This window comes from Tsukamurella sputi (assembly GCF_007858445.1).
In the GTDB taxonomy this organism is placed as follows: Bacteria; Actinomycetota; Actinomycetes; order Mycobacteriales; family Mycobacteriaceae; genus Tsukamurella; species Tsukamurella sputi.
Genome location: NZ_VIGV01000002.1, coordinates 405,248 through 430,372, shown reverse-complemented (window position 1 = coordinate 430,372; position 25,125 = coordinate 405,248). Strand labels below are relative to the sequence as shown.

Annotated in this window: 24 protein-coding genes; 15 read left to right on the top strand and 9 right to left on the bottom strand. The window is 71.4% G+C overall.

All coding sequences use genetic code 11. From position 1 onward, the window contains the following. Window positions 1–11: 11 nt before the first annotated feature. From FK268_RS07300 to FK268_RS07290, 3 genes are all read left to right on the top strand, one after another. Window positions 12–992, top strand: coding sequence for a phosphotriesterase family protein (locus FK268_RS07300; protein WP_146432657.1), 981 nt, complete (start codon window positions 12–14; stop codon window positions 990–992). Window positions 993–998: 6 nt separating this feature from the next. After that, a complete protein-coding gene (locus FK268_RS07295; protein WP_193560248.1) occupies window positions 999–2,516 on the top strand; it encodes a long-chain-fatty-acid--CoA ligase in 1,518 nt (505 codons plus the stop codon). A gap of 107 nt (window positions 2,517–2,623) precedes the next feature. Beyond that, window positions 2,624–2,815 carry a hypothetical protein gene (locus tag FK268_RS07290; RefSeq protein WP_146432655.1) on the top strand — a complete coding sequence of 64 codons (192 nt, stop codon included), beginning with the start codon at window positions 2,624–2,626 and terminating at the stop codon, window positions 2,813–2,815. Between the two features lie 9 nt (window positions 2,816–2,824). On the opposite strand, the gene FK268_RS07285 is transcribed toward FK268_RS07290, so the two are convergent. Then, complete coding sequence (locus FK268_RS07285; RefSeq protein ID WP_146432653.1) at window positions 2,825–3,754, bottom strand: alpha/beta fold hydrolase; 930 nt, start codon at window positions 3,752–3,754, stop codon at window positions 2,825–2,827. Window positions 3,755–3,933: 179 nt separating this feature from the next. Between FK268_RS07285 and FK268_RS07280 the strand changes: the two genes are divergently transcribed. Genes FK268_RS07280 through FK268_RS07265 form a run of 4 tightly spaced genes read left to right on the top strand, consistent with a single transcriptional unit; the run spans window position 3,934 to window position 10,922 of the window. Continuing rightward, window positions 3,934–5,322: an MFS transporter gene (locus FK268_RS07280; protein ID WP_146432651.1), complete on the top strand. Its 1,389-nt coding sequence runs from the start codon at window positions 3,934–3,936 to the stop codon at window positions 5,320–5,322. Between the two features lie 52 nt (window positions 5,323–5,374). Beyond that, the gene (locus tag FK268_RS07275; RefSeq protein WP_231706969.1) at window positions 5,375–5,989 is read left to right on the top strand and encodes a TetR/AcrR family transcriptional regulator; all 615 of its coding nucleotides are present in this window, start codon (window positions 5,375–5,377) and stop codon (window positions 5,987–5,989) included. A 26-nt stretch (window positions 5,990–6,015) separates the two neighbouring features. Beyond that, window positions 6,016–7,749 carry an AMP-binding protein gene (locus FK268_RS07270; RefSeq protein ID WP_146432647.1) on the top strand — a complete coding sequence of 578 codons (1,734 nt, stop codon included), beginning with the start codon at window positions 6,016–6,018 and terminating at the stop codon, window positions 7,747–7,749. Next, window positions 7,746–10,922, top strand: a complete 3,177-nt coding sequence (locus tag FK268_RS07265) for an acetyl-CoA carboxylase family protein (protein WP_146432646.1) — start codon at window positions 7,746–7,748, stop codon at window positions 10,920–10,922. Before FK268_RS07270 ends, FK268_RS07265 begins: the two co-directional genes overlap by 4 nt. Before the next feature lie 66 nt (window positions 10,923–10,988). On the opposite strand, the gene FK268_RS07260 is transcribed toward FK268_RS07265, so the two are convergent. From FK268_RS07260 to FK268_RS07250, 3 genes are all read right to left on the bottom strand, one after another. Further along, window positions 10,989–11,417, bottom strand: coding sequence for a DUF6069 family protein (locus tag FK268_RS07260; RefSeq protein ID WP_146432644.1), 429 nt, complete (start codon window positions 11,415–11,417; stop codon window positions 10,989–10,991). Window positions 11,418–11,485: 68 nt separating this feature from the next. Beyond that, window positions 11,486–12,124: a response regulator gene (locus tag FK268_RS07255; protein ID WP_146432642.1), complete on the bottom strand. Its 639-nt coding sequence runs from the start codon at window positions 12,122–12,124 to the stop codon at window positions 11,486–11,488. After that, complete coding sequence (locus FK268_RS07250; RefSeq protein WP_146432640.1) at window positions 12,121–13,239, bottom strand: sensor histidine kinase; 1,119 nt, start codon at window positions 13,237–13,239, stop codon at window positions 12,121–12,123. The genes FK268_RS07255 and FK268_RS07250 overlap by 4 nt, the downstream gene beginning before the upstream one ends. 108 nt (window positions 13,240–13,347) lie before the next feature. On the opposite strand from FK268_RS07250, the gene FK268_RS07245 reads away from it, so the two are divergent. Next, the gene (locus FK268_RS07245) at window positions 13,348–13,905 is read left to right on the top strand and encodes a hypothetical protein (protein ID WP_146432638.1); all 558 of its coding nucleotides are present in this window, start codon (window positions 13,348–13,350) and stop codon (window positions 13,903–13,905) included. 68 nt (window positions 13,906–13,973) lie between these two features. On the opposite strand, the gene FK268_RS07240 is transcribed toward FK268_RS07245, so the two are convergent. Then, entirely contained in the window at window positions 13,974–15,422 is a 1,449-nt protein-coding gene (locus FK268_RS07240; protein ID WP_146432636.1) for an RNA polymerase sigma factor, read from the bottom strand. Between the two features lie 219 nt (window positions 15,423–15,641). Then, on the bottom strand, window positions 15,642–16,385 hold the full coding sequence (gene ppgK / locus FK268_RS07235; RefSeq protein WP_146432634.1) for a polyphosphate--glucose phosphotransferase: 744 nt from the start codon (window positions 16,383–16,385) through the stop codon (window positions 15,642–15,644). A gap of 92 nt (window positions 16,386–16,477) precedes the next feature. Between ppgK and FK268_RS07230 the strand changes: the two genes are divergently transcribed. Continuing rightward, the gene (locus FK268_RS07230) at window positions 16,478–17,350 is read left to right on the top strand and encodes an inositol monophosphatase family protein (protein WP_146432633.1); all 873 of its coding nucleotides are present in this window, start codon (window positions 16,478–16,480) and stop codon (window positions 17,348–17,350) included. Window position 17,351: 1 nt separating this feature from the next. On the opposite strand, the gene cei is transcribed toward FK268_RS07230, so the two are convergent. Beyond that, entirely contained in the window at window positions 17,352–18,083 is a 732-nt protein-coding gene (cei, locus tag FK268_RS07225; RefSeq protein WP_158636066.1) for an envelope integrity protein Cei, read from the bottom strand. Between the two features lie 244 nt (window positions 18,084–18,327). On the opposite strand from cei, the gene FK268_RS07220 reads away from it, so the two are divergent. Continuing rightward, window positions 18,328–18,627 carry a DUF4193 domain-containing protein gene (locus FK268_RS07220; RefSeq protein ID WP_146432631.1) on the top strand — a complete coding sequence of 100 codons (300 nt, stop codon included), beginning with the start codon at window positions 18,328–18,330 and terminating at the stop codon, window positions 18,625–18,627. 28 nt (window positions 18,628–18,655) lie between these two features. Here FK268_RS07220 and FK268_RS07215 read toward each other — a convergent pair whose 3' ends face one another. Continuing rightward, window positions 18,656–19,147: a DUF3093 domain-containing protein gene (locus FK268_RS07215; protein WP_231706968.1), complete on the bottom strand. Its 492-nt coding sequence runs from the start codon at window positions 19,145–19,147 to the stop codon at window positions 18,656–18,658. Window positions 19,148–19,170: 23 nt separating this feature from the next. Between FK268_RS07215 and dut the strand changes: the two genes are divergently transcribed. Then, window positions 19,171–19,632, top strand: coding sequence for a dUTP diphosphatase (gene dut / locus FK268_RS07210; protein ID WP_146432629.1), 462 nt, complete (start codon window positions 19,171–19,173; stop codon window positions 19,630–19,632). Window positions 19,633–19,674: 42 nt separating this feature from the next. Continuing rightward, window positions 19,675–20,496 (top strand): DUF3710 domain-containing protein, encoded by an 822-nt coding sequence (locus FK268_RS07205; RefSeq protein WP_146432627.1) that lies wholly within the window; start codon window positions 19,675–19,677, stop codon window positions 20,494–20,496. Here FK268_RS07205 and FK268_RS07200 read toward each other — a convergent pair. Then, window positions 20,480–21,178, bottom strand: a complete 699-nt coding sequence (locus FK268_RS07200) for an alpha/beta hydrolase (protein WP_146432625.1) — start codon at window positions 21,176–21,178, stop codon at window positions 20,480–20,482. The two genes, FK268_RS07205 and FK268_RS07200, sit on opposite strands and share 17 nt — an antisense overlap. A gap of 38 nt (window positions 21,179–21,216) precedes the next feature. On the opposite strand from FK268_RS07200, the gene FK268_RS07195 reads away from it, so the two are divergent. From FK268_RS07195 to dxs, 3 genes are read left to right on the top strand one after another with little or no spacing between them, the layout of a single operon-like run. Next, entirely contained in the window at window positions 21,217–21,927 is a 711-nt protein-coding gene (locus tag FK268_RS07195; protein WP_231706967.1) for a DUF3159 domain-containing protein, read from the top strand. After that, window positions 21,914–23,128, top strand: coding sequence for a class I SAM-dependent RNA methyltransferase (locus FK268_RS07190; protein WP_146432624.1), 1,215 nt, complete (start codon window positions 21,914–21,916; stop codon window positions 23,126–23,128). Before FK268_RS07195 ends, FK268_RS07190 begins: the two co-directional genes overlap by 14 nt. A 40-nt stretch (window positions 23,129–23,168) precedes the next feature. Next, the gene (dxs, locus tag FK268_RS07185) at window positions 23,169–25,106 is read left to right on the top strand and encodes a 1-deoxy-D-xylulose-5-phosphate synthase (RefSeq protein WP_146432622.1); all 1,938 of its coding nucleotides are present in this window, start codon (window positions 23,169–23,171) and stop codon (window positions 25,104–25,106) included. The last annotated feature ends 19 nt before the right edge of the window (window positions 25,107–25,125 follow it).

Sequence of the window (25,125 nt, the reverse complement as noted above, 5' to 3'; positions counted from 1 at the left end):
AAGAAGGCATCATGGGAGTCGTCCACACCGTCACCGGAGACGTCGACGCAGCTGATCTCGGCGTCACGCTCATGCACGAGCACGTCTTCGTGCTCACCCCGGACATCCAGCAGAACTATCCGGAGGACTTCGGCGACGAGGACGCCCGGGTGGACGATGCCGTCGCCCAGCTGCAGAAGGCGTACGACGCCGGTGTGCGCACCATCGTCGACCCGACGGTGGTGGGCCTCGGCCGGTACATCCCGCGCATCCAGCGGATCGCGGAACACACGCCCGTGCGGATCGTGGCGGCGACCGGCGTCTACACCTACCGCGACGTGCCCCGGTACTTCATGTACCGGGGCCCGGCGCTGACGGCGATGACCGGCATCGACTTCCCGGATCCCATGGTGGACATGTTCGTCCGCGACATCACCGAGGGCATCGGCGACACCGGAGTGAAGGCGGGCATGCTCAAGTGCGCGATCGACCACCACGGGCTGACCGAGGGCGTCGAGCGGGTGATGCGGGCGGTCGCCAAGGCGCACAACGCCACCGGCGTACCGATCACCGTGCACACCCACCCCGGCTCCGAGACGGGATTGTTGGTCAAGCGGGTGATGTGCGAGGAGGAGGGCGTCGATCCGGCACGGATCGTGCTGGGCCACAGCGGGGATTCGACCGATGTCGAGCACCTCTCGGCCCTCGCCGATGCCGGCTTCACGCTCGGTTTCGACCGGTTCGGCATCAACCTCGAGACCACCTTCGAGGCCCGGAACGACACCCTGATCGAGATGGTGCGCCGTGGCTACACCGACAGGATCGTGCTGTCGCAGGACGCGTCCTGCTACATCGACTGGATCGACCCGAACGTCAAGGCGGGCATGCTCCAGTGGCACTACACGCACGTCTTCGACGACGTCTTCCCGTACGTCCTCGACCGCGGCGTGACCCAGGAACAGATCGATACCATGCTGGTGGACGTGCCGCGGCGCGTTCTGGCGGGGGAGTGAGGCGCCGTGTCCTTCAATCTTGCGACGATGCTGCGCGAGTCGGCGACGACCGCGCCGGATGCGCATGCCCTGTTCTTCGGCGAGCGCGAGATCAGCTACCGGGAGGTCGACGAGCAGTCCGGGCGTCTCGCGGCGTCGCTGCTCGCCCGCGGCCTCGGCCCCGGCGACAAGGTGGCGATCCAGCTGCCGAACCTGCCGGAGTTCGTGCTCCTGTATTTCGGCATCCTCAAGGCCGGCCTGACCATGGTGCCCCTCAATCCGCTGTTCACGGCTCCGGAGATCGCCTACCACCTGGGTGACAGTGACGCGAAGCTGCTCGTGGCCTCCGACTTCTCCGCCGAGGCAGCGCTCGCAGGTGCGAGTGAGGCGGGCGTCGACGACGTGGTGATCGTCTCGCTCGGGGCACCGACACCGCCGGGCGCGGCGCCCTTCCCCGAGCTCCTGGCGGAGCCGGATTCGGGCGAGATCCACCCGACGGGCTCCGACGACACCGCCGTCCTGCTGTACACCTCCGGCACCACGGGCCGTCCGAAGGGCGCAGAGCTCACGCACTTCGAGCTGTACATGAACTGCACCGTCGCGCCGCAGCTGTTCGGGATGCGCGAGGACGACGTGGCGCTCGGCGCGCTGCCGCTGTTCCACGTCTTCGGGCTCTCCAGCGTGCTGAATGCCGCAGTGCGGTACGGCGGTTCGGTGGCACTGGTTCCGCGGTTCGAGGCGGAGGCCGTCGTCGACGTCATCGCGCGCCGCCGCGTGACCGTGCTCTCCGGCGTGCCCACGATGTACGTGGCGCTCCTCGGCGTCGACCTCGCCGGTCGCGACGTCTCCAGCCTGCGCGCCGCCGTCTCCGGCGGCGCGTCGATCCCGGGCGGCGTGATCCGTGCGTTCGAGGAGAAGTTCCCGGGGCTGGCGATCCTCGAGGGGTACGGGCTCTCGGAGACCGCCTCGACCGCGACCTTCAACATCAGCGCCGAGCAGCGCAAGGTGCTCTCGATCGGCAAGCCCATCTGGGGCGTGCAGATGCGGGCCGTCGATGCCGACGGTGTCGAGCTCCCGCCCGGCGAGGACAACATCGGCGAGATCGTGGTCCGCGGGCACAACGTGATGAAGGGCTACTACAAGCGGCCCGAGGCCACCGCGGAGGCGCTGCGCAACGGGTGGTTGCACACGGGCGACCTGGGGTACCGCGACGAGGACGGCTACTTCTTCATCGTCGACCGGCTCAAGGACCTGGTGATCCGCGGCGGCTACAACGTCTACCCCCGCGAGGTCGAGGAGGTGCTCTACGCGCACCCGGACGTCGTCGAGGCCGCTGTCGTGGGGCGCCCCGATGAGCGGTTGGGGGAGGAGGTCGTCGCCTTCGTCGTCCTGCGCCCGGGCGCGGCCGCCGACGCCGAGGCGCTCACCGCCTTCAGCCGCGAGCGCTTGGCCGCCTACAAGTACCCGCGGGAGATCCACCTCCTCGCCGAGCTCCCCAAGGGCGGCACCGGCAAGATCCTCAAGCGGGAGCTGCGCGCCCACTGACCCGAGGCTGTGGGTACGTCGAACGCGACGACATCCGTTGGTTGAAGTCGTCCTCGGCGCCCGACGGCCAGACCTATCGGTTCCAGGCGGTCGTTCCCGCTGATCGGATGAGGCCCGCTGCACTCGGTCATGCCGAGGCCGACGACCACTTCCTCGTGCGTGACAGGATCACGCGCCCGGGATCGGCCGGTCCGGTGCACCGCACGGTGTCGTACTTCCGGGAGAGCTCCGAGCTCGCGGACCGACGGGTGTACCTGGTGGTGGGCGTCTCGAACGGTCTCGCCGCGCTCGCCGGGTGATCGCCGGGGTCAGCCGAGGACGCGCTCGACGAACCCGATGAGCTCGGCGGTCACGTCGTCGCGGCTCTCGGGTTCGTTGTGCACCTCGTGCCGCAGACCGGGGTAGACGCGGGTGCGGACGTCCGTATGGCCGGTGGCGACGAGGCGGTTCGCCACGTGATAGGCACCCTCGCCGTAGTTGGTGACCGGGTCCTGGTCGCCGGCGAGGACAAGGACCGGCGTACTGGACGGGAGAGCGGCGTAGAAGGCGTCGCCGTTGGCGGCGTCGTACAGGTCGATGAAGCCCCGGAGGAAGCGCACCGACATCGGTGCGCCGAAGTTGTTGAACGGGTCCACCGCGTGGTCGCGGACCACGTCGGCGTCTTTGGCGACCCAGTCCGTCGGTCCCGCACCCTCGCCGAATCGGGAGACGAAACCGTCGAACAGCGCGGCCACGTAGCCGAGCGGGGCGGGGCCGGCCTGGTCCGGCTCGGCGGCCAGTGCGGCTCGATCGACGATTCCCGCGCCCGGGATCTGCGCGGCGATCCCGCACAGGACGAGACCGTCGATCTCCGTGGCGGATTCGATGGCCGCACCGCGGGCGATCATCGAGCCCATCGAGTGGCCGAAGACGACGTAGGGGAGTCCGGGGTGGCGCTCGCGCACGGTCGCGCCGAGTGACCGGGAGTCCGCCACCATGACGCGCCCGGCGTCGTCGCCCGCGTCGGCCCAGACGCCCGAGGCCATCGCCGTCGCGCCGTGGCCGGCGTGGTCCTCGGCGGCGACCACGTAGCCCGCGTCGAGCAGTGCGGTGATCAGGCGCAGGTAGCGCCTGGAGTGTTCGCCGAGTCCGTGGATCAACTGGACGATCGCGCGGGGCTCGCGCACGGGCGTGTAGATCCAGGCGTGGATGGTGTCGCGGCCGTTGGCGGACGGGAAGTCGGGTTCGGTGAGTGCCATGCGCCCTTTGTACGTCGAGCGCTGGTGTCCATGGCGGTGATCGGGTGTTCCCGTCCAGGAAACCTGGAGCCACCAGCGTAAGCGTTCGCTTAGCAAAATCCCGGAAACGGTTGACATCAACGTCAACGTCAAGCATTCTCTGTGTCGGGGGTCACATTCACTGTCTGGAGTCATCGCCTATGTCCGTCACCGCACAGAGCTCCACCGAGGATCAGGAGCGCCGGCGCGCGCACCGCAAGCTGCTCGGCGCAGGACTCATCGGAAGCTCGATCGAGTGGTACGACTTCTTCGTCTACGGCACCGCCGCCGCACTCGTCTTCCCGAAGGTCTTCTTCCCGAACGCCTCGCCGCTCGTCGCCACACTGGCCGCGTTCAGCACGTTCTCCATCGGCTTCATCGCCCGTCCGCTCGGCGGCATCCTCGCCGGGCACTTCGGCGATCGGCTGGGGCGCAAGCCCATGGTGCTGCTCTGCCTCATCGCGATGGGTGTCGCCACCTTCCTCATCGGCTGCCTGCCGTCCGCACACGTCGCGGGCATGGCCACCGTGGCGCCGCTGCTCCTGATCACGCTCCGGTTCATCCAGGGCCTCGCCTGCGGCGGGCAGTGGGGTGGCATCGTCCTGCTGCTCACCGAATCGGCGGGTCCCAAACGGCGCGGTTTCGCGGGCACCTTCGGTCAGATGGGCGTTCCCCTCGGACTGCTGCTGGGCAACCTGATGATGATCGTCGTGAGCTACTCGATGTCCAACGACGCCTTCCTCAGCTGGGGCTGGCGGATCCCGTTCTGGGCCAGCGCCGCGCTGGTACCCGTCGTGCTCTACATCCACCTCAAGGTCGAGGATTCGCCGGAGTTCCAGCAGCTCAAGGCGGAGGTCGAGGCGAAGCGCGACGGTGCGCAGGTCGCGCAGGCGCCCTTGTCGGAGGCCGTGCGCAACCACTGGGGCAAGATCCTGCTCGGCGCGGGCCTGCTCGCCGGCACCAACTCGGCGTTCTACGTCTCCATCGCGGGATTCCTCAGCTACGGCACGAAGAAGGTCTCCGACGGTGGTCTGGGCATGGACCGCAACACCGTGCTCACCTCGATCCTGGTCACCTCCATCGTGATGCCGCTCGTCATCATGTGGGCGGGCGGGCTGTCCGACCGCGTCGGACGCCGTCCGCTGATCCTCATCGGCGCGGGTGTGCTCATGGTGTGGGCGTTCCCGTTCTTCTGGCTGGCGGACCTCGCCTCGGGACCGATGCTCATGGTCGCGATGTTCGTCTCCAGCGCCGGGCAGGCGCTGACCTACGGCCCCCTGGCCGCGTTCATGGCGGAGCTGTTCGCGCCGCGCGTGCGCTACTCGGGAGCGTCGCTGGCCTACCAGCTCGCCGCGGTCGCGGTGTCGGGCGTGGCGCCACTGCTCATGACCTGGGTGATCGCCGAGACCGGATCCACCTGGGGCGTCTCGCTGTACCTCGCGGCGATGGGCCTGGTGACACTGCTCAGCGCGTGGTTCCTGCCCGAGTCGAATCCCGCCGAGGTCCGCAACGATCCGACGGCGGTGCCCGGCGTGCCCGACGCGGCCTGACCGGGAGCCGGTGTCCTTGAAGGTCGCAGCGGAGCCGAGCAGACTCGTGAGCGTGACGATCAGCCAATCGCAGGAGCGGGCACGCGCGAACCGCAAGGACACCGGCGGCGCTCGCCGCGAGGAGTTGCTCCGGGCGGCCGCTGAGTGCTTCGACGACCTCGGCTACGCGGCCACCACGGTCGAGCTCATCGCGGCCCGCGCGCAGACCTCGCGCCCCACGTTCTACGCCTACTTCCGGTCGAAGGACGAGATCCTCCTCGCCCTCGCCGACCGGGTCGGTACGGAACTGGAATCGGCGCAGTCCCTGGACGGGATCGACGGAACTCCACCGCGCGAAGTGATCGCGGCGACGATGCGCGCCTACGCGGACGCCGTTTTCGCCAACGGCGGCCTCGTCGCCCTCTTCGACGCCATGGCGCCCGTCCGGGACGACGTGGCCGAGATCTGGGACCGTCTGATGCGGCGCACCCACCGGCGTTACACCGCCTACCTGGCCTCGCTCGACCCGGCCACCGTGGACCTGTGCCTCGAACCCGCGGCCCTGGTCACGATCCTCAACGACACCATCCACCACGGCGCGAAGCGCGTGGCGCGCGACAGTCCCGCCGCGCGTGAGCGCTTCGTCGCGGATCAGATCCGCGTCGCCGAACGACTGATCGGCTTCTGACGGAGCCGATGCACTGAAGGAGCCCCATGGTCGACCGGACCACCGACATCGCCGCAGAACTGGACGCCGCCGCCGAGGAGATCCGCGCCCTGTGCCTGCGGAACTGGCCGCCGCAGGTCCCGCGCACCGTCGAATACCCGGCGGAGACACCCGCGATGGTAGAGCACCTGCGGCACTGGGCTCGACAGCGGCCCGAGGCGATCGCGATCGCCTTCTACGGACGCGAGGTGACTTACGCCGAGTACGACGAGCTCTCCGACCGCTTCGCGGGCCTGCTCGCCGATCAGGGAGTGCGCCCGGGCGACGCGGTCGGCGTGTACCTCGGGAACTGTCCGCAGTTCTCCATCGCGATGCTGGGCATCCTGAAGCTCGGGGCCGTCCACGTGCCGGTCAACCCGCTCCTCAAGGGACGCGAGCTGCAGCACGAACTCGAGGATGCGGGCGTCGGTGTGCTGCTCGCGCAGACGGATCTGCTGGAGCTGGTGGAGTCGGTACGCGCGCACACCCCCGTCCACACCGTGATCGCCACCGCGCTAGGCGATCTGCTGGACGGCGTGGAGCCGATCGCCGGCGCCCCGGCACCCTTCGACACCGCGCCGGATCCGCGCAGCGATTGGCATCGTGTGCTCGCCGCGCCGCCCGCGCCTGCTCGCGCATCGGACCCCGACGCGCTCGCGGCGCTGAACTACACCGGCGGCACCACCGGCCTGCCCAAGGGATGCGAGCACACCCAGCGGCACATGGCCTACACCGCCGCCACCGCGACCCTCGCGGGCGGCACCGAGGTGGGACGCGCCGCGTCGGTCGGCCTGAACTTCCTGCCCGTCTTCTGGATCGCCGGTGAGGATTTCGGCATCCTCAAGCCGCTGCTGAACGGCCAGACGATCGTCCTCATGACGCGCTGGGATCCGGCCGTCGCCGCGGTGCTCATCGCCCGGTACGGCGTGACGGACACCGTCGCCACCGTGGACAACTACGTCGAGCTCATGGACCTTCCCGGGTTCGACGGTGCCGCTTTCGGCACCGTCGTGAACCCGCTCGCGGTGTCCTTCGTGCTCAAGCTGACCCCGGAACTGCGGGCCCGCTGGCGCGGCCTGACCGGCGGCGTCCTGCGCGAGGCCTCCTACGGCATGACCGAGACGCACACCGCCGACACCTTCACGTTGGGCTTCCAGGACGACGACCGCGACCTCACGGCGGATCCCGTCTTCTGCGGGCTTCCCGTGCCCGGCACCGACATCCTGATCGTCGACGGAGAGGGCCGGCCCGTGCCGGTCGGGGAGAGCGGCGAGATCGTGGTCCGCAGCGAGTCGATCCTCACGGCCTACCACCGCCGGCCGGATGCCACCGCCGAGGCGATCCGCGACGGTTGGCTGCACACCGGTGACGTGGGCCGGCTCGACGACTGGGGCGCCGTGCACTACCTGGCGCGCACCAAGGAGATGATCAAGGTGAACGGCATGTCCGTCTTCCCCTCCGAAGTGGAGGCGCTGCTCAAGGCGCATCCGGCGATCGGATCGGTCTCGGTGGTGCCGCGGCCGGACCGGCGCAGGGGGCAGGTACCGCTGGCCTTCGTGGTCTCCGCCGGCTCCGTCGACGCGGACGAACTGACCGCGTGGGCGCGCGAGAACATGGCGGGGTACAAGGTGCCCGACTTCGTGCTCGTCGACGCGCTCCCGATGACGGCGACGGGCAAGGTACGCAAGGGAGACCTGTTCGAGAGGGCCGCGCAGATCGCGGCCGAGGGGGAGTCGAAGTGAAGCTGCTCATCGCCAACCGCGGCGAGATCGCACTGCGGATCATCCGCACCGCACGGGAACTCGGGATCCCGACGGTGGCGGTGTACGCCGGAGACGACGCCGAGACGCCGCACGTCGCGGCGGCCGACGACGCCGTCGCCCTACCCGGTTCGGGCCCCGCCGCCTACCTCGACGGTGCGGCCGTCCTCGCGGCGGCGGCGAGCACCGGCGCCGACGCCGTGCATCCCGGCTACGGGTTCCTGGCCGAGAACGCCGACTTCGCCGCGTCCTGCGCCGCCGCGGGTCTCACCTTCGTGGGCCCCGAGCCCGCAGTCCTGCGCACCTTCGGTGACAAGGCCTCGGCGCGGGCGGCGGCGGTCGCCGTGGGAGTACCCGTGCCGGCCGCCACCGACGGGGGAGTGGACCTCGATGCGGTGCGCGCCTTCGCCGCCGAGCGCCCGTCCGGCGTGATGATCAAGGCCGTCGCCGGCGGCGGCGGGCGCGGCATGCGCGCCGTGCTGCCCGGACCACGATTCGATGAGGAGCTCGACGCCGCGTACCGCGCCTGCGTCTCGGAGGCGGAACTGGGGTTCGGGGACGGCCGCGTCTTCGCCGAGGAACTGCAGAACGGCGCCCGACACATCGAGATCCAGATCATCGGCGACGGGGTCGGCGCCCTGGCACTCGGCGACCGGGACTGCAGCGTGCAGCGGCGCAATCAGAAGCTCATCGAGGTCGCGCCGGCGCCGTCGCTGCCCGCGGATCTGCGAGCCGCCCTGCACGCGCACGCCGCCCGCCTGTGCGCGGCGGCCGGATACCGCGGGCTCGCGACCGTCGAGTTCCTGGTCCGCGACGACACGGCCGTCTTCCTCGAGGTGAATCCCCGGATCCAGGTCGAGCACACCGTGACCGAGGAGGTGACGGGCGTGGACCTGGTCGCGGCGCAACTCGCCCTCGCCGAGGGGGCGACGCTCGCCGAGCTCGGCCTCCCCGCCGGAACCCGGTGCCGCGCAGGCGTCGTCGACGGGGCGCCCGCCGCCGCGCTCGGTACGGCCGTGCAGGCGCGCGTGAACCTCGAGGCCCCGCAACGGGACGGCACCGTCCTGCCCACCGGCGGCGTGCTGGCCGGGTACACCCCGCCGACCGGACCCGGGGTCCGGGTCGACGACTACGGCCGCCCGGGCCTGACCACCTCCGCCCGCTACGACTCGCTGCTCGCGAAGGTGATCGTGCGAGCTTCCACCCCCGCCCGCGCCTTCGCCAAGGCGGACGCGGCACTGGGGGAGTTCGTGATCGACGGACCCGGCACGAACATCGCGTTGCTGCGCGCCGTCCTGGCCGACCCCGAGTTCCGTTCCGGCCCCGTCGACACCGGATACCTCGCGCGCAGGATCGGCGAGCTCGTCCCTGAGGCCGCCGACGTCGTGGCCGCATCCGTCACGGACATCGACGGGGACGTGCTCACCGCGACGCTGACCGGCACCGTCGTGGCAGTGGCCGAGCCGGGCACGACCGCCGAGCCGGGGACCGCCCTCGTGGTCCTGGAGGCCATGAAGATGGAACATGAACAGTCGCTCGCGGTGCCGGTCACCGTCGGCGAGGTGCTCGTGCGCCCCGGGCAGACCGTGACGGCGGGGACACCGCTGCTGGCCTATCTCCCCGCCGGCGGCGCGGACACGGGCGGCGGGGCGGTGGACTCCCTCGATCTCGACCGCTCGCGCGCGGACCTCGACGAGGTGCGGGAACGACACCGCGTGACGCGCGACGAGGGACGCCCCGACGCGGTCGCGAAGCGGCGCAGGATCGGCCGCCGCACCGCTCGCGAGAACATCGACGACCTCGTCGATGAGGGGAGCTTCACCGAGTACGGCGCTCTGCTCCTGCCCGCGCAGCGCGCCCGCCGTTCGGAGGAGGACCTCATCGCGACCGGCGCGGCGGACGGCCTGATCGGCGGCCTGGCGACCATCGGCGGCGCCGAGGCGATGGTGATCTCCTACGACTACACCGTGCTCGCGGGCACGCAGGGGTGGCGCAACCACGCCAAGACCGACCGCCTCATCGACGTCGCGGAACGCCGCGGCGTGCCGATCGTTCTCTTCGCGGAGGGCGGCGGCGGTCGCCCCGGCGACACGGACCTCGACATCGTCGCGGGCCTCGACGTGCCGACCTTCCGCTCCCTCGGCGCGCTGCGCGGCAGGGTTCCGCTCATCGCCGTGGTCTCCGGCCGCTGCTTCGCGGGTAACGCCGCACTGGCCGGGATCTGCGACGTCGTCATCGCGACGCCCGACGCGAACCTCGGCATGGGCGGCCCAGCGATGATCTCCGGCGGCGGACTCGGCGAATTCCCGCCCGAGGCCATCGGTCCCGTCGACGTGCAGCGACGCAACGGCGTCGTGCACGTCGTCGCCGACGACGAGGCCGACGCGGTGGGCCTGGCCCGGCGGTACCTCGGTTACTTCTCCGGCCCCGTCGACGAATGGACCGCCCCCGATCCGCGCATCGCCCGGCACGTCGTCCCCGAGAACCGGTTGCGCGCCTACGACGTGCGCGCCGCCATCGCCGCGATCGTCGATGAGGGATCGACGCTGGAGCTGCGCCGCGACTACGGGATCGGCGTCATCACGGCGCTCGTCCGCGTGGAGGGCGAACCCTACGCGCTGATCGCCAACAGCACCCGGCACCTGGGTGGAGCGATCGACGCGGAGGCGGCCGACAAGCTGGCCGACTTCCTGGAACTGGCGCAGGCACACGGACTCCCCGTGATCTCGCTGTGCGACACCCCGGGCTTCATGGTCGGTCCCGAGGCGGAGGAGCAGGCCACGGTGCGCCGCTTCTCCCGGTTGTTCGTGCTGGGTGCCAGGCTCACGGTGCCGCTGGGCGTCTTCGTCCTGCGCAAGGGCTACGGCCTCGGCGCGATGGCGATGACGGGCGGCAGCTTCCACGCGCCGCAGTTCACCGTGGCCTGGCCCACCGGCGAGATCGGCGGCATGGGGCTTGAGGGCGCGGTGCGGCTCGGCTTCAGCAAGGAGCTCGCCGCCGCGCCCGACGAGGCCGCGCGCGCCGAGCTCTTCGATCAGTTGCTCGCCCTGGCGTATCAGCGGGGGCGGGCGCTGCACGCCGCCACCACCTTCGAGCTGGACGACGTGATCGATCCCGCCGCCACCCGAGACTGGATCCGTACCCTCGCCCGGTGAGGGGGTGAGGGTACGGATCCTCTGCCGCCGTGGGCGGCGCGGCGGCCCGCGGCGGCCGGCGCGCCGTCAGCGGACCCGGCGGTACAGGGCCTCGAGCACGGTCACGAGGACGCCCGCGATGACCACGTGCATCAGCGAGAGCGTCACCGTGGACGGCACGTCGAAATCCGCGGCGAGTGTGCCCGCGATCGTGCCGAGCGAGGCCACGGCACCGATCGTTGCGGCGATGCGCAGGACCGGGGCCCACAGCGTCGAGAGCAGCACAGCGGCCGTCATACCGACGGCGAGCGGCGCCACCGTCATCAGGACGACGCCGCCCGGGGCGACGGAGGCGCGGACACCGTCGGGATCGGTCATGGTGAAGTCGCCGCCGGCGGCCAGGCCGACGAGCCACAGGACGAGGTTGCCGAGCAGTGCGAGCACGACCGAGCCCAGGGCGGCGGTCGTGCGGGTGAGGCGGAAGGTCGACGGGGCTGCTGTGTCGATGGTGGTCATGATGTCTCCTCGGGTCGTTTTCTGGAACGGATCCATCACACAACCCGAAGTATTGTTCAGGTCAATCCCTAGCTCAATCCGGTCTGCGCCGCGATGACGGCGGCCTGGACGCGGGACTGGACCCCGAGCTTCATCAGCACCCGGGAGACGTGGGTCTTCACCGTGGCCTCGCCGATGTCGAGGCGCCGAGCGATCTGCTGGTTCGACAGTCCGTCGCCGAGGCCGGCGAGCACATCGCGCTCGCGGTCGGTGAGCGCGGACAGGTCCACCGCCTCCGGCTCCGCGGCGGCGCGGGGCAGCGCGCCGATCACGGCACGGGTCACCTTCGGGTCCAACACCGCATCGCCCTCCGCGACCGCCCGCACGGCCCGGATCAGGTCGTCGCCGCCGGCCGACTTGAGGAGGAAGCCGCTCGCGCCAGCACTCAGCGCCCCCAGCACGTACTCGTCGAGGTCGAAGGTGGTGAGCACGAGCACGGCGCTGTCCGTCTCCGCCACGACGGAGGCCGTCGCCGCCAGGCCGTCCACGCGCGGCATCCGCACGTCCATCACCACCACATCCGGCCGCAGGGCCCGGGCCTGCCGCAGGGCGGCGGCACCGTCGGCGGCCTCACCGATCACCTGCACCTCACCGCTGGATTCCAGCAGCATGCGCAGCCCGGCCCGGATCGCGGCGTGATCGTCCGCCAGGACGACGGTGACCGTCATCGTGCGACCGCCAGCGGCACGGTCGCACGGACCACCCAGGAACCGTCCTCGGGTCCCGCCGTCGCCGTGCCGCCGACGGATTCCGCACGGAAGGAGATGTTGCGCAGGCCGTCGCCCGAGCCGATCGTCAGGTCCCGTGTGGGGAGGGGATTGGTCGCGGTCAAGGTCAGTTCCTCCCGGCCGGTGTCGACGACCACGTCGAGCGGGGCGCCCGGCGCATGCTTGGTGGCGTTCGTGATCACCTCACCCAGGATCCGCGTGAGCACCGCCTCGCCGGCGGTGGGCAGCGGACCGTCGGGCAGGTGGAGCCGCACGTCGATGCCGGCGGCACCGGCGGTCTCGATGAGCGGCTCGAGGGACGCCAGCGTGGTGCGGACGGCGGCGTCGTCGGGGGAGGTGAGCAGGTTGATCGTGGCTCGCATCTCCTCCAGCGCGGCGAGGCTGCCGGACCGGATCGACTGCAGGACCGCGGGATTGCTCGGTGCGCGCTGTGCGGCGTCGGCGAGGATCGCGACCGCGGAGAGGTGCCCGGCGACGGTGTCGTGCAGCTCGCGGGCCAGGCGCCGCCGCTCGTCGGCCAGGGCGGTGGCGCGGCGGGCCTCGCTCTCGTCCCGCTCCACCTGCGCCAGCTCGCGGTAGGCGAGCACGGACCGGCCGTAGCCGATCGGCGACCACAGGACCGCCACCATGACCAGCACCGCGTAGATACCGCCCTTGACGCCGCCGACGGCGGTCAGCCCGCCGCACACCAGGACGGTCATGATCAGCACCGTCCACATGACGATGGTGCGCAGGCGCTCGCCGCCGGTCGCGATCGCCAGGTAGATGGTGTCCGAGAGCGCGATCCACAGCACCACCGACGGGCCGAAGGGCAGATCCCACACCACGAGCGCGAGCATCAGGCCGAACGCGAGTGCCGGCCTGGTCCGCGCGAGCAGCTGGATCGCCAGCGCCCCGCAGAGCAGCCCGAACTTGACCTGCCACGGATAGAAGTGCTCCGTGTCGGCGCGGACGGACCAACCGCCCGCCGCCCACAGCATCGCCCCCACCAGCGTTATCCCGATCGCAGGGACCGCGGCGTACTCCGACGTCCACGAGTGACCCTGCGACTTCATGCGCCCATTGCAGCACATCGCCGCCGACGGCGGGTCCGTCGAACGGGGGACGGGAGTGTCGCCGAACGCGGGATGACGATGCCGCCCGTCCCGGGCAGAGTACGGGGCATGGGAGAGCTGAACAGTCCTGTGCTGTGGACGATCGCCGCGTGCGAGATCGGATTCTGGGTCCTCGTCGTCGGAGGCCTGGCGATGCGCTACATCCTGCGTTGGCGGCGCGCGGGTATGGTCTCGCTGGCTCTGGTCCCGCTGCTCGACGTCGTCCTCATCGTGGCGGTCGCCGTGGACCTGTACCGCGGCGGTGAGGTCGGCTTCGCCCATCGTCTCGCCGGGATCTACCTGGGGTGCACCGTGATGTTCGGCCACCGCATGATCACGTGGGCCGACGAGCGCTTCGCGCACCGGTTCGCCGGGGCTCCCGCGCCGCACAAGGTCCCGGCGCTCGGACCCGAACGGACCCGCAAGGAGTGGGCCGACTTCGCGCGCTGGCTCGGCGCGGTGGCGATCGCCGCCGCGGTGTCCTTGGGGCTGGGCTACACCGTGGCCGACGAGACGCAGCGCGACGCGCTCATGGGCGTCTTCGGCACCCTCGCCGTGGTCACGGTGATCTGGCTGCTCACCGGGCCGCTGTGGGTGGCGGGACGGGGTGGGCGTACCTCCGCATGACGACGAGCCGCTGCCGCCGAACGCCGAACGGCCCGACGGAGAACCGTCGGGCCGTTCGGTGCACCGGTCTAATCCAGGTAGTCGCGCAGGACCTGCGAACGCGACGGGTGCCGCAGCTTGCTCATGGTCTTCGACTCGATCTGGCGGATGCGCTCACGCGTGACGCCGTAGACCTGACCGATCTCGTCTAAAGTCCGCGGCTGGCCGTCGGTGAGGCCGAACCGCAGGCGGACGACGCCCGCTTCGCGCTCGGAGAGCGTGTCGAGCACCGACTGGAGCTGATCCTGCAGCAGGGTGAAGGAGACCGCGTCGACCGCGACGACGGCCTCCGAGTCCTCGATGAAGTCACCGAGCTGGCTGTCGCCCTCGTCGCCGATGGTCTGGTCCAGCGAGATCGGCTCACGCGCGTACTGCTGGATCTCCAGCACCTTCTCCGGCGTGATGTCCATCTCCTTGGCCAGCTCCTCCGGCGTGGGCTCGCGGCCCAGGTCCTGGAGCAGCTCGCGCTGGATGCGGCCGAGCTTGTTGATGACCTCGACCATGTGCACCGGGATACGGATGGTGCGGGCCTGGTCCGCCATGGCGCGGGTGATGGCCTGCCGGATCCACCAGGTGGCGTACGTGGAGAACTTGTAGCCCTTGGTGTAGTCGAACTTCTCGACGGCGCGGATCAGGCCCAGGTTGCCCTCCTGGATCAGGTCCAGGAAGGCCATACCGCGGCCGGTGTAGCGCTTGGCCAGCGAGACCACGAGGCGCAGGTTGGCCTCGAGCAGGTGGTTCTTGGCGCGGTTGCCGTCGCGGGCGATCCAGTTCATATCGCGCCGGATGCCGATGGCGGGCTTCTCGCCGCGCTCGAGCCAGCGGTTGATCTGCTGCTCGGCGAACAGGCCGGCCTCGATCCGCTTCGCGAGCTCGACCTCCTCCTCGGCGTTGAGCAGCGCGACCTTGCCGATCTGCTTGAGGTAGGCGCGCACCGAGTCGGCCGACGCGGTGAGCTCGGCGTCCTTACGGGCCTGCCGTAGTGCCTCGGACTCCTCCTCGTCCCAGACGAAGTCGCCGGAGGCCTTGTCCGCCTCGGACGGCTCCTCGTCCTCCGCGTCCGCGGGGGCGGGCTTGGTGACGGCGCTCTTGGCCTGCGGGGCGTCGGCCGCTTCGTCGGCGTCGTCCGCGTCGAGCGCGATGTCCTCGTCGGACAGCTCGGTGGGATCGGGATCGCCGTCGAGCTCGGGGTCGACTTCGTCCTCGGCACCGCCCTCTGCGCCGGCCGCCGAGGCGTCCTTCTTCCCGGCGGCCTTCTTCGCCGTCCGCTTGGCGGGGCCCGCGGCCTTCTTGGCCGCCGCCTTCTTCGCGGGCGCCTTCTTGGCCGGTGCCTTCTTCGCCGCCGCCTTCTTGGCCGGAGCCTTCTTCGCGGGGGCCTTCTTGGCGGTGGTCTTCTTGGCGGGGGTCTCCGCCGAGGTGGCCGAACCGTCCACGCCGTCTGCCGACGGTGCGCTGGAGCTGGTCTGCGTCGCTGCCACTTACGCCCTTTCCTACTGTGCCTGCGTGCGCCGTACCGGTCTTCCGTGGCGCGACAACAGCACCGTCCCGTGCTGTGCGGGGCTTCGGTGGTGGCTGCGGCGTCCGGGGCGACGTGGTCCGGCGTCTGGTCCGGCGTTTCGACGCCGGACCCCCATTGTAACGATTCTTCTCGCTCGGACCGTATTCACCTGCGGTCACAGCGTCCGGATCGTGCGGAATCAGCCCTGTTGCGATGCCATCGCCGCGCCGACGATGCCCGCGGTGTTCAGGAGCTTCGCCGGGATCACAGGGGTCTTCACCTCGAGGAGCGGAACCCACTTGTCGGCCTTCCGGCTCACGCCGCCGCCCACGATGATCAGGTCCGGCCACAGCAACTTCTCGTACTCGCGGAAGACGCGGCTGACCTGTCCGGCCCACTTCTCGTAGCTCCAGCCGCGACGGTCCTTGACGGAGCTCGCGGCGCGATGCTCCGCCTCCTTGCCCTCGACCTCGATGTGACCGAACTCCGTATTGGGCACGAGGGTCCCGCGGTAGATCAGCGCCGAGCCGATACCGGTGCCGAGCGTCAGCAGGAGGATCACCCCGTCGAAGTCGCGTCCCGCGCCGTAGCGGTCCTCGGCGAGGCCCGCGGCGTCGGCGTCGTTGAGCACCGTGACGGGGCGGTCGAGGGTGGACGTGAAGAGTTCGCTCGCGTCGGTGCCGATCCAGCCGGCGTCGATGTTCGCGGCGCTGCGGACCGTGCCGTTCGTGACGACGGCGGGCACGGTGACCCCGACCGGCCCCTCCCACCCGAAGTGCTCCATCACCTCGCGCACGGCCCCGGCGCAGGCCCCGGGCGTCGACGGCTGCGGCGTGGGCACCTTGAACCGCTCGCCCACCAGCTCGCCGGTCTCCATGTCGACGACTCCGCCCTTGATGCCGCTGCCGCCGATGTCGACGCCGAACCCCAGTTTCTCCGCCATTGCGTGCTCGCATTCCTCCGTCGGTGCCGGACGTCGCGTCCCGATGCCGGGGGGTGCCCCGGCGCTGACAAACTACCGCGGATTGTGGTTCTGTGGAGGGCGTGCAACACAACCGGTCGGAGTTGTCCGAGGTCGCCGTCGCCGTCGTCACGGAAGCCGCGCGTCGCGTCGCGGCCCGTCGGGTGGAGGTCTTCGGCGCCAACGCATTCGACGGTGCCGGCGGTGCCCGACCGGACGGTGTGGAGACCAAGTCCACGCCGACCGATCCCGTCACCGTCGTCGACACCGAGACCGAGCGTTTCGTCCGGGAGCGGCTCGCGGAACTGCGTCCCGAGGACACCGTGCTCGGTGAGGAGTACGGGGGCGACCAGGGGGAGGCCGGTGCGGTCCGGTGGATCGTCGACCCGATCGACGGCACCGTGAACTTCCTGTACGGCGTGCCGGCGTACGCGGTTTCGCTCGGCGCCCAGATCGACGGGGTGTCCGTGGCCGGGGCGGTCGCGGACGTGGTGCACGGCACCGTCTACGCGGCGGAGCGGGGCGGTGGTGCGCGCGAGATCGCACCGGACGGGACCGTCCGCGAACTGCGTGCCAACCCGATCACCGATCCGGGCCTGGCGCTGGTGGCGACGGGATTCGGTTACGCCCGGGAGCGACGCGAGAAGCAGGGGCGAGTGCTCGCCGAGCTCCTGCCCGCGGTCCGGGACGTGCGGCGGATCGGCTCGGCGGCCCTGGATCTGTGCATGGTGGCCGCCGGGCGCGCCGACGCGCATTACGAGCACGGCCTGAGCCCGTGGGATTGGGCCGCGGGCGCGCTGATCGCGCAGGAGGCGGGTGCCGTCGTGATCGTGCCCGGTCCCGATTCCGCCAGTGCGGACGGCGCGTTGACCTTCGCGGCCGCGCCGGGCATCGCCGACAGCCTGATCGAGCTCCTGCGGAGCGCGGGCGGCCTGGAGCCTCTCTGAGTCAGCGGTTGCAGGACTGGCCGTGCACCGCGGAGACGAGCGCGGGGTTCGCGCCGCCGTCCGCCGCACCCGCCGGCGCGGCACGCAGGATGCGCAGGATCTCCTGGGCGTCGGTGCTCGGTTCGAGATCCGTGAAGAACGTTCCCAGGACCAGGTCGACGGAGTTGTCCCGCCGGCCGTCGTTGATGAGCTCGGCGCACGGGGCGATGACCCACGCCGCCGCGGCCGCGGCCTTGCCCGAATCGCCGAAGCGCAGCTGCGCCTGGCACGCCATCGTCGAGTACACCGGATCGTTGCCGTACGCGCCGGTGGTGGGGGCGCTGAAGCCGTAGTCGGCCAGCTTGTTCAGGGTGGTCTCGGCGCGTCCGGCCTGACCGGAGGCGTTGAGCACGCGCACCGTCGAGGCCGCGAGCGGCGCGGGGCGGACTGAGACCAGGTCGTCGGGGGAGACCACCTCGAAGCGGCTGGGCGCGGGGGCCGGCGTCGTGGCGCCCGCGCGCGCAGCGGCACCGGACGCGGGTGCGGCGGTCGACGACGACGCTGCGGGCCCGGGCGGCGGGCAGGAGACCGGAGCCGCGGTCTCCTCCTGGGAGGACATCGCTCGCGCCCACGTGCCGATCGCGATCACTGCGAGGACGGCGACCACGATGAGGATCGGCAGCGTGTTGCGGCGCCGGAAGGGCTCGCCGTTCCGGTCGAATCGCCGGCCCGTGCCGGTGAGCTGGGAAACCACGGCCCCGACTGTACGGGAGCGGTCCGGTCCGGCACGGGAGGCGGAGCGGGAGTCGCCCGGGAATCATCGGGACGTACGACGCGTTAGAGGTGCAGCGAGCGACGGAATCGGCGGCCGTCACGGAAAGGCCGTGACTTCGCTCTCCGAGTGAGTTACACTCTGGGCCGCTCGCGCGGGACAACGCGCCCGGTGGTCTCGGAAACCCCGAGACCCGGGGCACGAGCAAGGATGGGGATGACACGGCATGGCAACTGATTACGACGCTCCACGGCGCTCCGAGGCGGACGAGATCTCCGAGGATTCGCTGGAGGAACTCAAGGCCCGGCGCAACGAGGGGCAGTCCGGCACGGTGGACGTGGACGAGGGCGAGACCGCCGAGTCCTTCGAACTCCCCGGCGCCGACCTCTCGGGTGAGGAGCTGAGCGTTCGCGTGGTGCCCAAGCAGGCCGACGAGTTCACGTGCACCAGCTGTTTCCTGGTGTACCACCGCAGCCGCCTGGCCGATCCGGACGGCTCCGAGCTGATCTGCATCGACTGCGCCTGAGGCGCACCTTCTCCGCGGCGGCCCGCTCCTAGCCGAGCGTGGTCGCGGCGGGGATCAGCGCGAGCATCTTCTCCGGATGCCGCGTCGAGACCATCCAGTACGGCGTCGGGTCATCGGGGTCGTCGAGCACCACCACGATCATCGTCTTGATCCAGCCCTTGTGATACAGGAAGGCCGCGGGATCGAGCTGCCGGCCGAGCGCCGCACTCTTCGCCTCCGCCGGCACCGCCGCGGCACGCGAGACCAATTCGAGCGGGAGATGGGCGTTACCCGCCCACAACTCGCCGTCGCGCACGCCGACGCTACCGCGGCCCATCGACCACAACAGCACGGCGATGACCGCGACGATCAGAACCCAGGCCCCGATCATCCAGTCGCCCCAGCGTGCGGCGAGCGTCACCTCGTAGCAGAGCAGGGCCGCCACGACCGCGCCCGCGAGCCACCAGTACCACGGCACCGTGAGCCGCTCGAAGTAGCCGTGACCCGGCTGGGAGGTCTTCACTGTTCGATCGTCCGACACGGCTTCAGCGTAGTCTGCATCCCATGGTGAGCCAGATACCCCTACTGCGGCTCGACGAGGGCCTCCCACTCCCCAAGCGCGCACATCCCGGCGACGCGGGCGTGGACCTGTACTCGACGATCGACGTGCGGATCGAGCCCGGTGAGCGCACGCTCGTCGCCACCGGCGTCGCACTCGCGCTGCCGCACGGCACCGTCGGGCTGATCCACCCGCGCTCCGGCCTCGCCGCGAAACACGGTCTCACCGTGGTCAACACGCCCGGCACCATCGACGCCGGATACCGCGGCGAGATCAAGGTCTGCCTGCTCAACACCGACCGGACGAACGCCGTCGACATCAAGCGCGGCGACCGGATCGCCCAGCTCCTCGTCCAGCGCGTCGAACTGCCCGACTTCAAGGAGGTCTCGTTCCTCGACGAGACGGTCCGCGGCGCCGGCGGCTACGGCTCGTCGGGCGGGCACGCCAGCCTCGAGTCCTCCCAGTAACCTCCCCGAAGAACCCCTCGCAGACCCAAGGAGCACCGTCCCATGGCCCTCGGCCGCCGCAAGTCCAAGCAGCGCAGCACCTCGAGCGTCGATCCGTACGCGACGATCGGGCAGCCCGAGCACCACACGGCGCCCGCCCCGACGGAGGACGACGAGGTGCAGGAACTCGGCACCGGTGCGGGTCCGTACGACCTCGGCTCGCTGCAGAGCACCGACGGGCTCGACGACGGTCGCCTCGACCTCGGCTCGATCATCCTGGCGATGCCGGCGGAGTCGCAGCTGCAGGTGGAGATGAGCCCCGAGGGAGTTCCCGTGGGTGTGCACCTCGACACCCCGGTCGGCCGGATCACGCCGGGTGTCTTCGCGGCGCCCAAGTCGGGCGGCCAGTGGCGCGAGGTGGTCACCGAGCTCGCGGAATCGCTCCGCGAGAACGGCGCCCAGGTGTCCATCGAGGACGGCCACTGGGGCCGCGAGGTGGTCGGGAACCAGCCCGACGGCGTCCTGCGGTTCATCGGCGTCGACGGTCCGCGGTGGATGGTCCGCATCGTGGTCGCCTCTCCGCTCGAGACGGCCGATCAGGCCGCGCAGCTCGCGCGGGCGATGCTGGCGGAGACCGTCATCCGGCGCGGGACCGATCCCCGGCCCGCTCGCGATCACCTGGAGATCGAGCTGCCGGCCGAACTCGTCCAGCAGCTGCAGGAGGCGATGGCCGCCCAGCAGGCCCAGCAGGAGCAGGCCGCCGCGGCGATCGCCGCGCAGGTCGCCCAGCGCGCCGCCGCCGACGGTCCGGCCGCCCTGCGACAGAGCAATCAGGACCGGCTCACGCAGGGCTCGGCCCTCACGCGGCTCAACAACCAGCGGTAAGACCAGCGATCCCGGCGCGGCCCAGCGTGGCCGGGTCGGGGCCGAGATCCGCCAGGTCCACGACCACGGTGGCCGCCGCCGGGATCGCCGCGCCCCAGGCCCGCGCGGTGGCGACGGGGTGGATCAGGTCGCCTTCGGCGCCTACGACGACGGTCCGCGCGCGCAGTCCACGCAGCGCATCCTCGGTCGGGGCTGCGTATCCGGCGGCTTCGCGCAGCGCGGGGGCGAGGAAGTCGCCGTGGGCGGCCCACGACCGGCTCAGCTCACGGGCCAGCCACGGCGGGCTGCCCGCCCGCATCCGGGCGACCGCTTCCGCCGCGCCCACCTCGTCGACGGTGTCCGCGGTGACCCGCGCCGACATCGCCGCGGGCACGTCCGGCCCCGCCGCACCGCACCACGGCGGAAGGGCGAGCACCAGCGTCACGTCCGCGTCGGGGTGCTCGAGCGCCCAGCTCGCGGCGACCGCCGAGCCCAGGGACACGCCGCAGGCCAGCAGCGGACCGTCGGACGCGGCGGCGTCCAACGCCGCGCGGTAGCCCGAGACCACCGACGGCGGCGTCGCATCGACGGCGACGGTGCGCTCGCAGAGCGCGGTGAGCGGCGCGAACGCGCGGAGCACGAAGTCGGCGTCCGAACCCGAGCCGGGCAGCAGGACGGCGGTGGTGCCTTCGGGGAACTGCATGGGACGAGCATGCCAGCACCGCCACGTAGGGTGGACGGGTGACGGACGGCGCAGAGCAGCACAGGACACCGCGGGCGGACGAGCCACCGATCGAGCCGGTCGAGGATGCCGCCGAACCGTCGATCAAGGACCAGGTGCTCGAGCAGATGGGCGGCTGGCAGGGCATGGTCTACTCCGCCCTGCCCGTGGTCGCCTTCGTCCCCGCGAACGCGAAGTGGGGCCTCACCGGCGGCGTGATCGCAGCGCTCGTCGTAGCGGTGCTCGTGGCGGTGATCCGGCTCGTGACCCGGACCTCCATCCAGCCCGCGATCTCCGGCTTCTTCGGCGTCGCGGTGTGCGTGGTCATCGCGCTGCTCGTCGGTGGCAACGGCAAGGGGTACTTCCTCTACGGCATCGTCATGCAGGCGGTGTTCGCCGTCGCCTTCGCCGTGTCGATCCTGATCCGCCGGCCGCTGGTCGGTGTGCTGTGGCACTTCTTCAACGAGCGCGAGGATCAGCCCGGCGATGCGACGACCGCGGCCGGGCAGGACTGGCGGGCCGACCGTCGACAGTTCCGCGCCTTCACCTGGCTGACCGTGCTGTGGACGGCGATGTTTGCCGTGCGCTTCGGAGTCCAGTTCTACCTCTACGTCACCGACAACGTCGGCGGCCTCGGCCTCGCCCGCATCCTCATGGGGTGGCCCATGTTCGCCGCGGGTCTGCTCGTCACCTTCCTGGTGGCACGGAGGCTCACGCATGCTCGCGGTTGACGACGTCCTGGAACTGACCTGCGGCGCCCCCGGCCACGGCGGCTTCGTCATCGCGCGACACGAGGGGCGCGCGATCTTCGTGCGCGGCGCTCTGCCGGACGAGCGGGTGCGGGCGCGCATCACCGAGGTCAAGAAGTCCTACGCCCGCGCGAGCACCGTCGAGGTGCTCGACGCCTCGCCGCATCGCGTCCCCGAGGCGTGCCCCGCCGCCGCGGCCGGCGCCGGCTGCTGCGACCTGACCTTCGCCGGACCCGCCTACCAGCGCGTTCTCAAGGGCTCCGTGCTGCGCGATCAACTGCAGCGCGTCGGCGGCTTCGCCCCCGACGTCGTCGGGCCCGGATGGGACACGATCGTCGCGCCGCTCTCGGACGCCCCGGTCACCGGGTGGCGGCACCGCGCACGCCTCGTCGCCGACGGTGACGGCGCACTCGGGCAGCACGCGCACCGCAGCGACGCAGTGGTGGTCGCGCCGTGCACCCAGCTCCCCGTCGAACTGACCGAGCTCGCCGCCGGCCTGCGCGCCGCACCCGGCGCCGAGGTGGCGCTGGTCCTCGACGACACGGGCGCGGCCCACGCGGCCGTCCCGGCGCGGCGCGGACGGCCCGCACAGGTCCTCGCCGGCGGCGCGCTCGCCGAGTACCGGGTGGGCCCGCGGTCGTGGAAGATCCCGGTCGGCGGCTTCTGGCAGGCCCATCGCGATGCGGCGTCCCGGTACGCCCAGTGGGTCGGTTCCTCCACGGGCCGGTTCGGCGGTGGGCCCGGCCGCGCCTGGGACCTGTACGGCGGCGCGGGCGTCCTGGCGGGGGCGCTCGTCGACGAGGGCTTCGAGGTCGATGTGGTGGAGACCTCGGGCGGCGCGATCGCCGCCGGGAAGCAGACCTTCGGCGATGCGCCCGTCACCTTCCACCGCGGCGACACCGCGTCCCGGATCACGGGGCTCCCGTCACCCGGCGTCGTGGTCCTGGATCCACCCAGGACGGGCGCCGGTGCCGCGGTCATGGCCGCGATCACCGAGGCGGAGCCGCGGGCGATCGTGCACGTCGGCTGTGATCCCGCGGCCTTCGCGCGCGACCTGGGGGCCGCGTGCGACAACGGCTACCGCCTGGCCGAGCTGACCGCCTGCGACGCCTTCCCCGGAACCCATCACCTGGAGGCTTTCGCCGTACTGGTGCCCGGGCGCGAGGACCGGCGTGGCCGGTAAAGTGGCCAAGGCACCTCTCACGGGAGTAGACACGAGGGATATGAACCTGCTGCGCACCATCGAGACCCCGCGCGACCTGCGTCGGCTGGACCAGGACCAGCTCACGGAGCTCGCGGGGGAGATCCGCGACTTCCTCGTGGAGAAGGTCTCGGCGACCGGCGGGCACCTCGGCCCCAACCTCGGCGTGGTGGAGCTCACGATGGCCATCCACCGCGTCTTCGACTCGCCGACCGACCCCGTGCTCTTCGACACGGGGCATCAGGCCTACGTGCACAAGATCCTCACGGGCCGCCGCGACGGCTTCGACACACTGCGCCAGGCCGGCGGCCTGTCGGGGTACCCGTGCCGCGCCGAGTCGGAGCACGACTGGGTCGAGTCCTCGCACGCCTCCGCAGCGCTGAGCTACGCGGACGGCCTCGCCAAGGCCTTCGCGCTCAAGGGGGAGAAGCGCACCGTCGTCGCCGTCGTGGGTGACGGCGCCCTCACCGGCGGCATGTGCTGGGAGGCGCTCAACAACATCGCGGCGTCGGACCGGCCCGTGGTGATCGTCGTCAACGACAACGGCCGCTCCTACGCGCCCACCATCGGCGGGCTCGCGACGCACCTGTCCGGCCTGCGCACCCAGCCCGAGTACGAGCGCCTCCTCGGCGAGGCGCGGCGGCGGCTGCGCAACGTGCCCGTGCTGGGGGAGCCCGCGTACTCCGTGCTGCACGGCATGAAGGCCGGGATCAAGGACATGGTGAGCCCGCAGGCGCTGTTCGCGGACCTCGGCCTCAAGTACGTCGGCCCCATCGACGGGCACGACGAGGCGGCCCTTGAGGCGGCCCTCTGGCGGGCGAAGGACTTCGGCGGCCCCGTCGTCGTGCACGCCCTCACCCGCAAGGGCAACGGCTACGAGCACGCCGAGAACCACGAGGCCGACCAGATGCACGGCATCGGCGTGATCGACCCCGCCACCGGCCTGCCCATCAGCGGATCCGGGGGCGGAAGCCAGGACTGGACCTCGGTCTTCGCGGAGGAGCTGGTCGCCCATGGCGAGAGCCGCACCGATGTCGTGGCGATCACCGGCGCCATGGCCGAGCCCACCGGCGTTGCCGACTTCGGCCGCAAGTTCCCCGAGCGCATGTACGACGTGGGCATCGCCGAACAGCACGCCCTCACCTCCGCGGCCGGCCTCGCGCTGGGCGGCATGCACCCGGTGGTCGCGCTGTACGCCACGTTCCTCAACCGCGCCTTCGACCAGCTGCTCATGGACGTCGCGCTGCTCAAGCAGGGCGTCACCGTGGTCCTCGACCGCTCCGGCGTCACGGGGCCGGACGGTGCCAGCCATCACGGCATGTGGGACCTGTCGCTCGCCTCGATCGTCCCGGGCCTGCGCGTCGCGGTCCCGCGCGATGCCGCGCGGCTGCGCGAGGAGTTCGCCGAGGCGCTCGACGTCGCCGACGCCCCCACGCTCGTCCGCTATCCCAAGGGCTCGGTGCCGGCCGATCTCGCGGCCGTCCGCCGTCTGCCCGACGGTGCCGACGTCCTCGTCGACAGCGGTTCCACGGGCGGCGACGTGCTGATCGTCGCCGTCGGGCCGTTCGCGCACACCGCGGTCGACGTCGCCTCCCGCCTCCGGGACCAGGGGATCTCGGCGACGGTCGTCGACCCCCGCTGGGTGCTTCCCGTGCCGGGCTCGATCGTCGAGCTGGCGCGTGTGCACCAGCTCGTCGTGACTCTGGAGGACAACGGCGTCGCGGGCGGTATCGGCGCAGCCGTCACGGCCGCCCTGCAGCGCGCGGAGGTCGACGTCCCGACCCGCGTCCTCGGTATCGAGCAGGCCTTCCTCGACCACGCCTCGCGCGGCGAGATCCTCACCGATCTGGGTTTGACCCCGTCGGAGATCGCCTTCCGCATCACCGGATGGGTCACGGCGTGCGCGCACGTGAGCGTCGCCGTCGCGAAGGAGCCCGCGGCTCCCGAGCAGGTGCGCTGACATCCCCGCGCTGACGGGC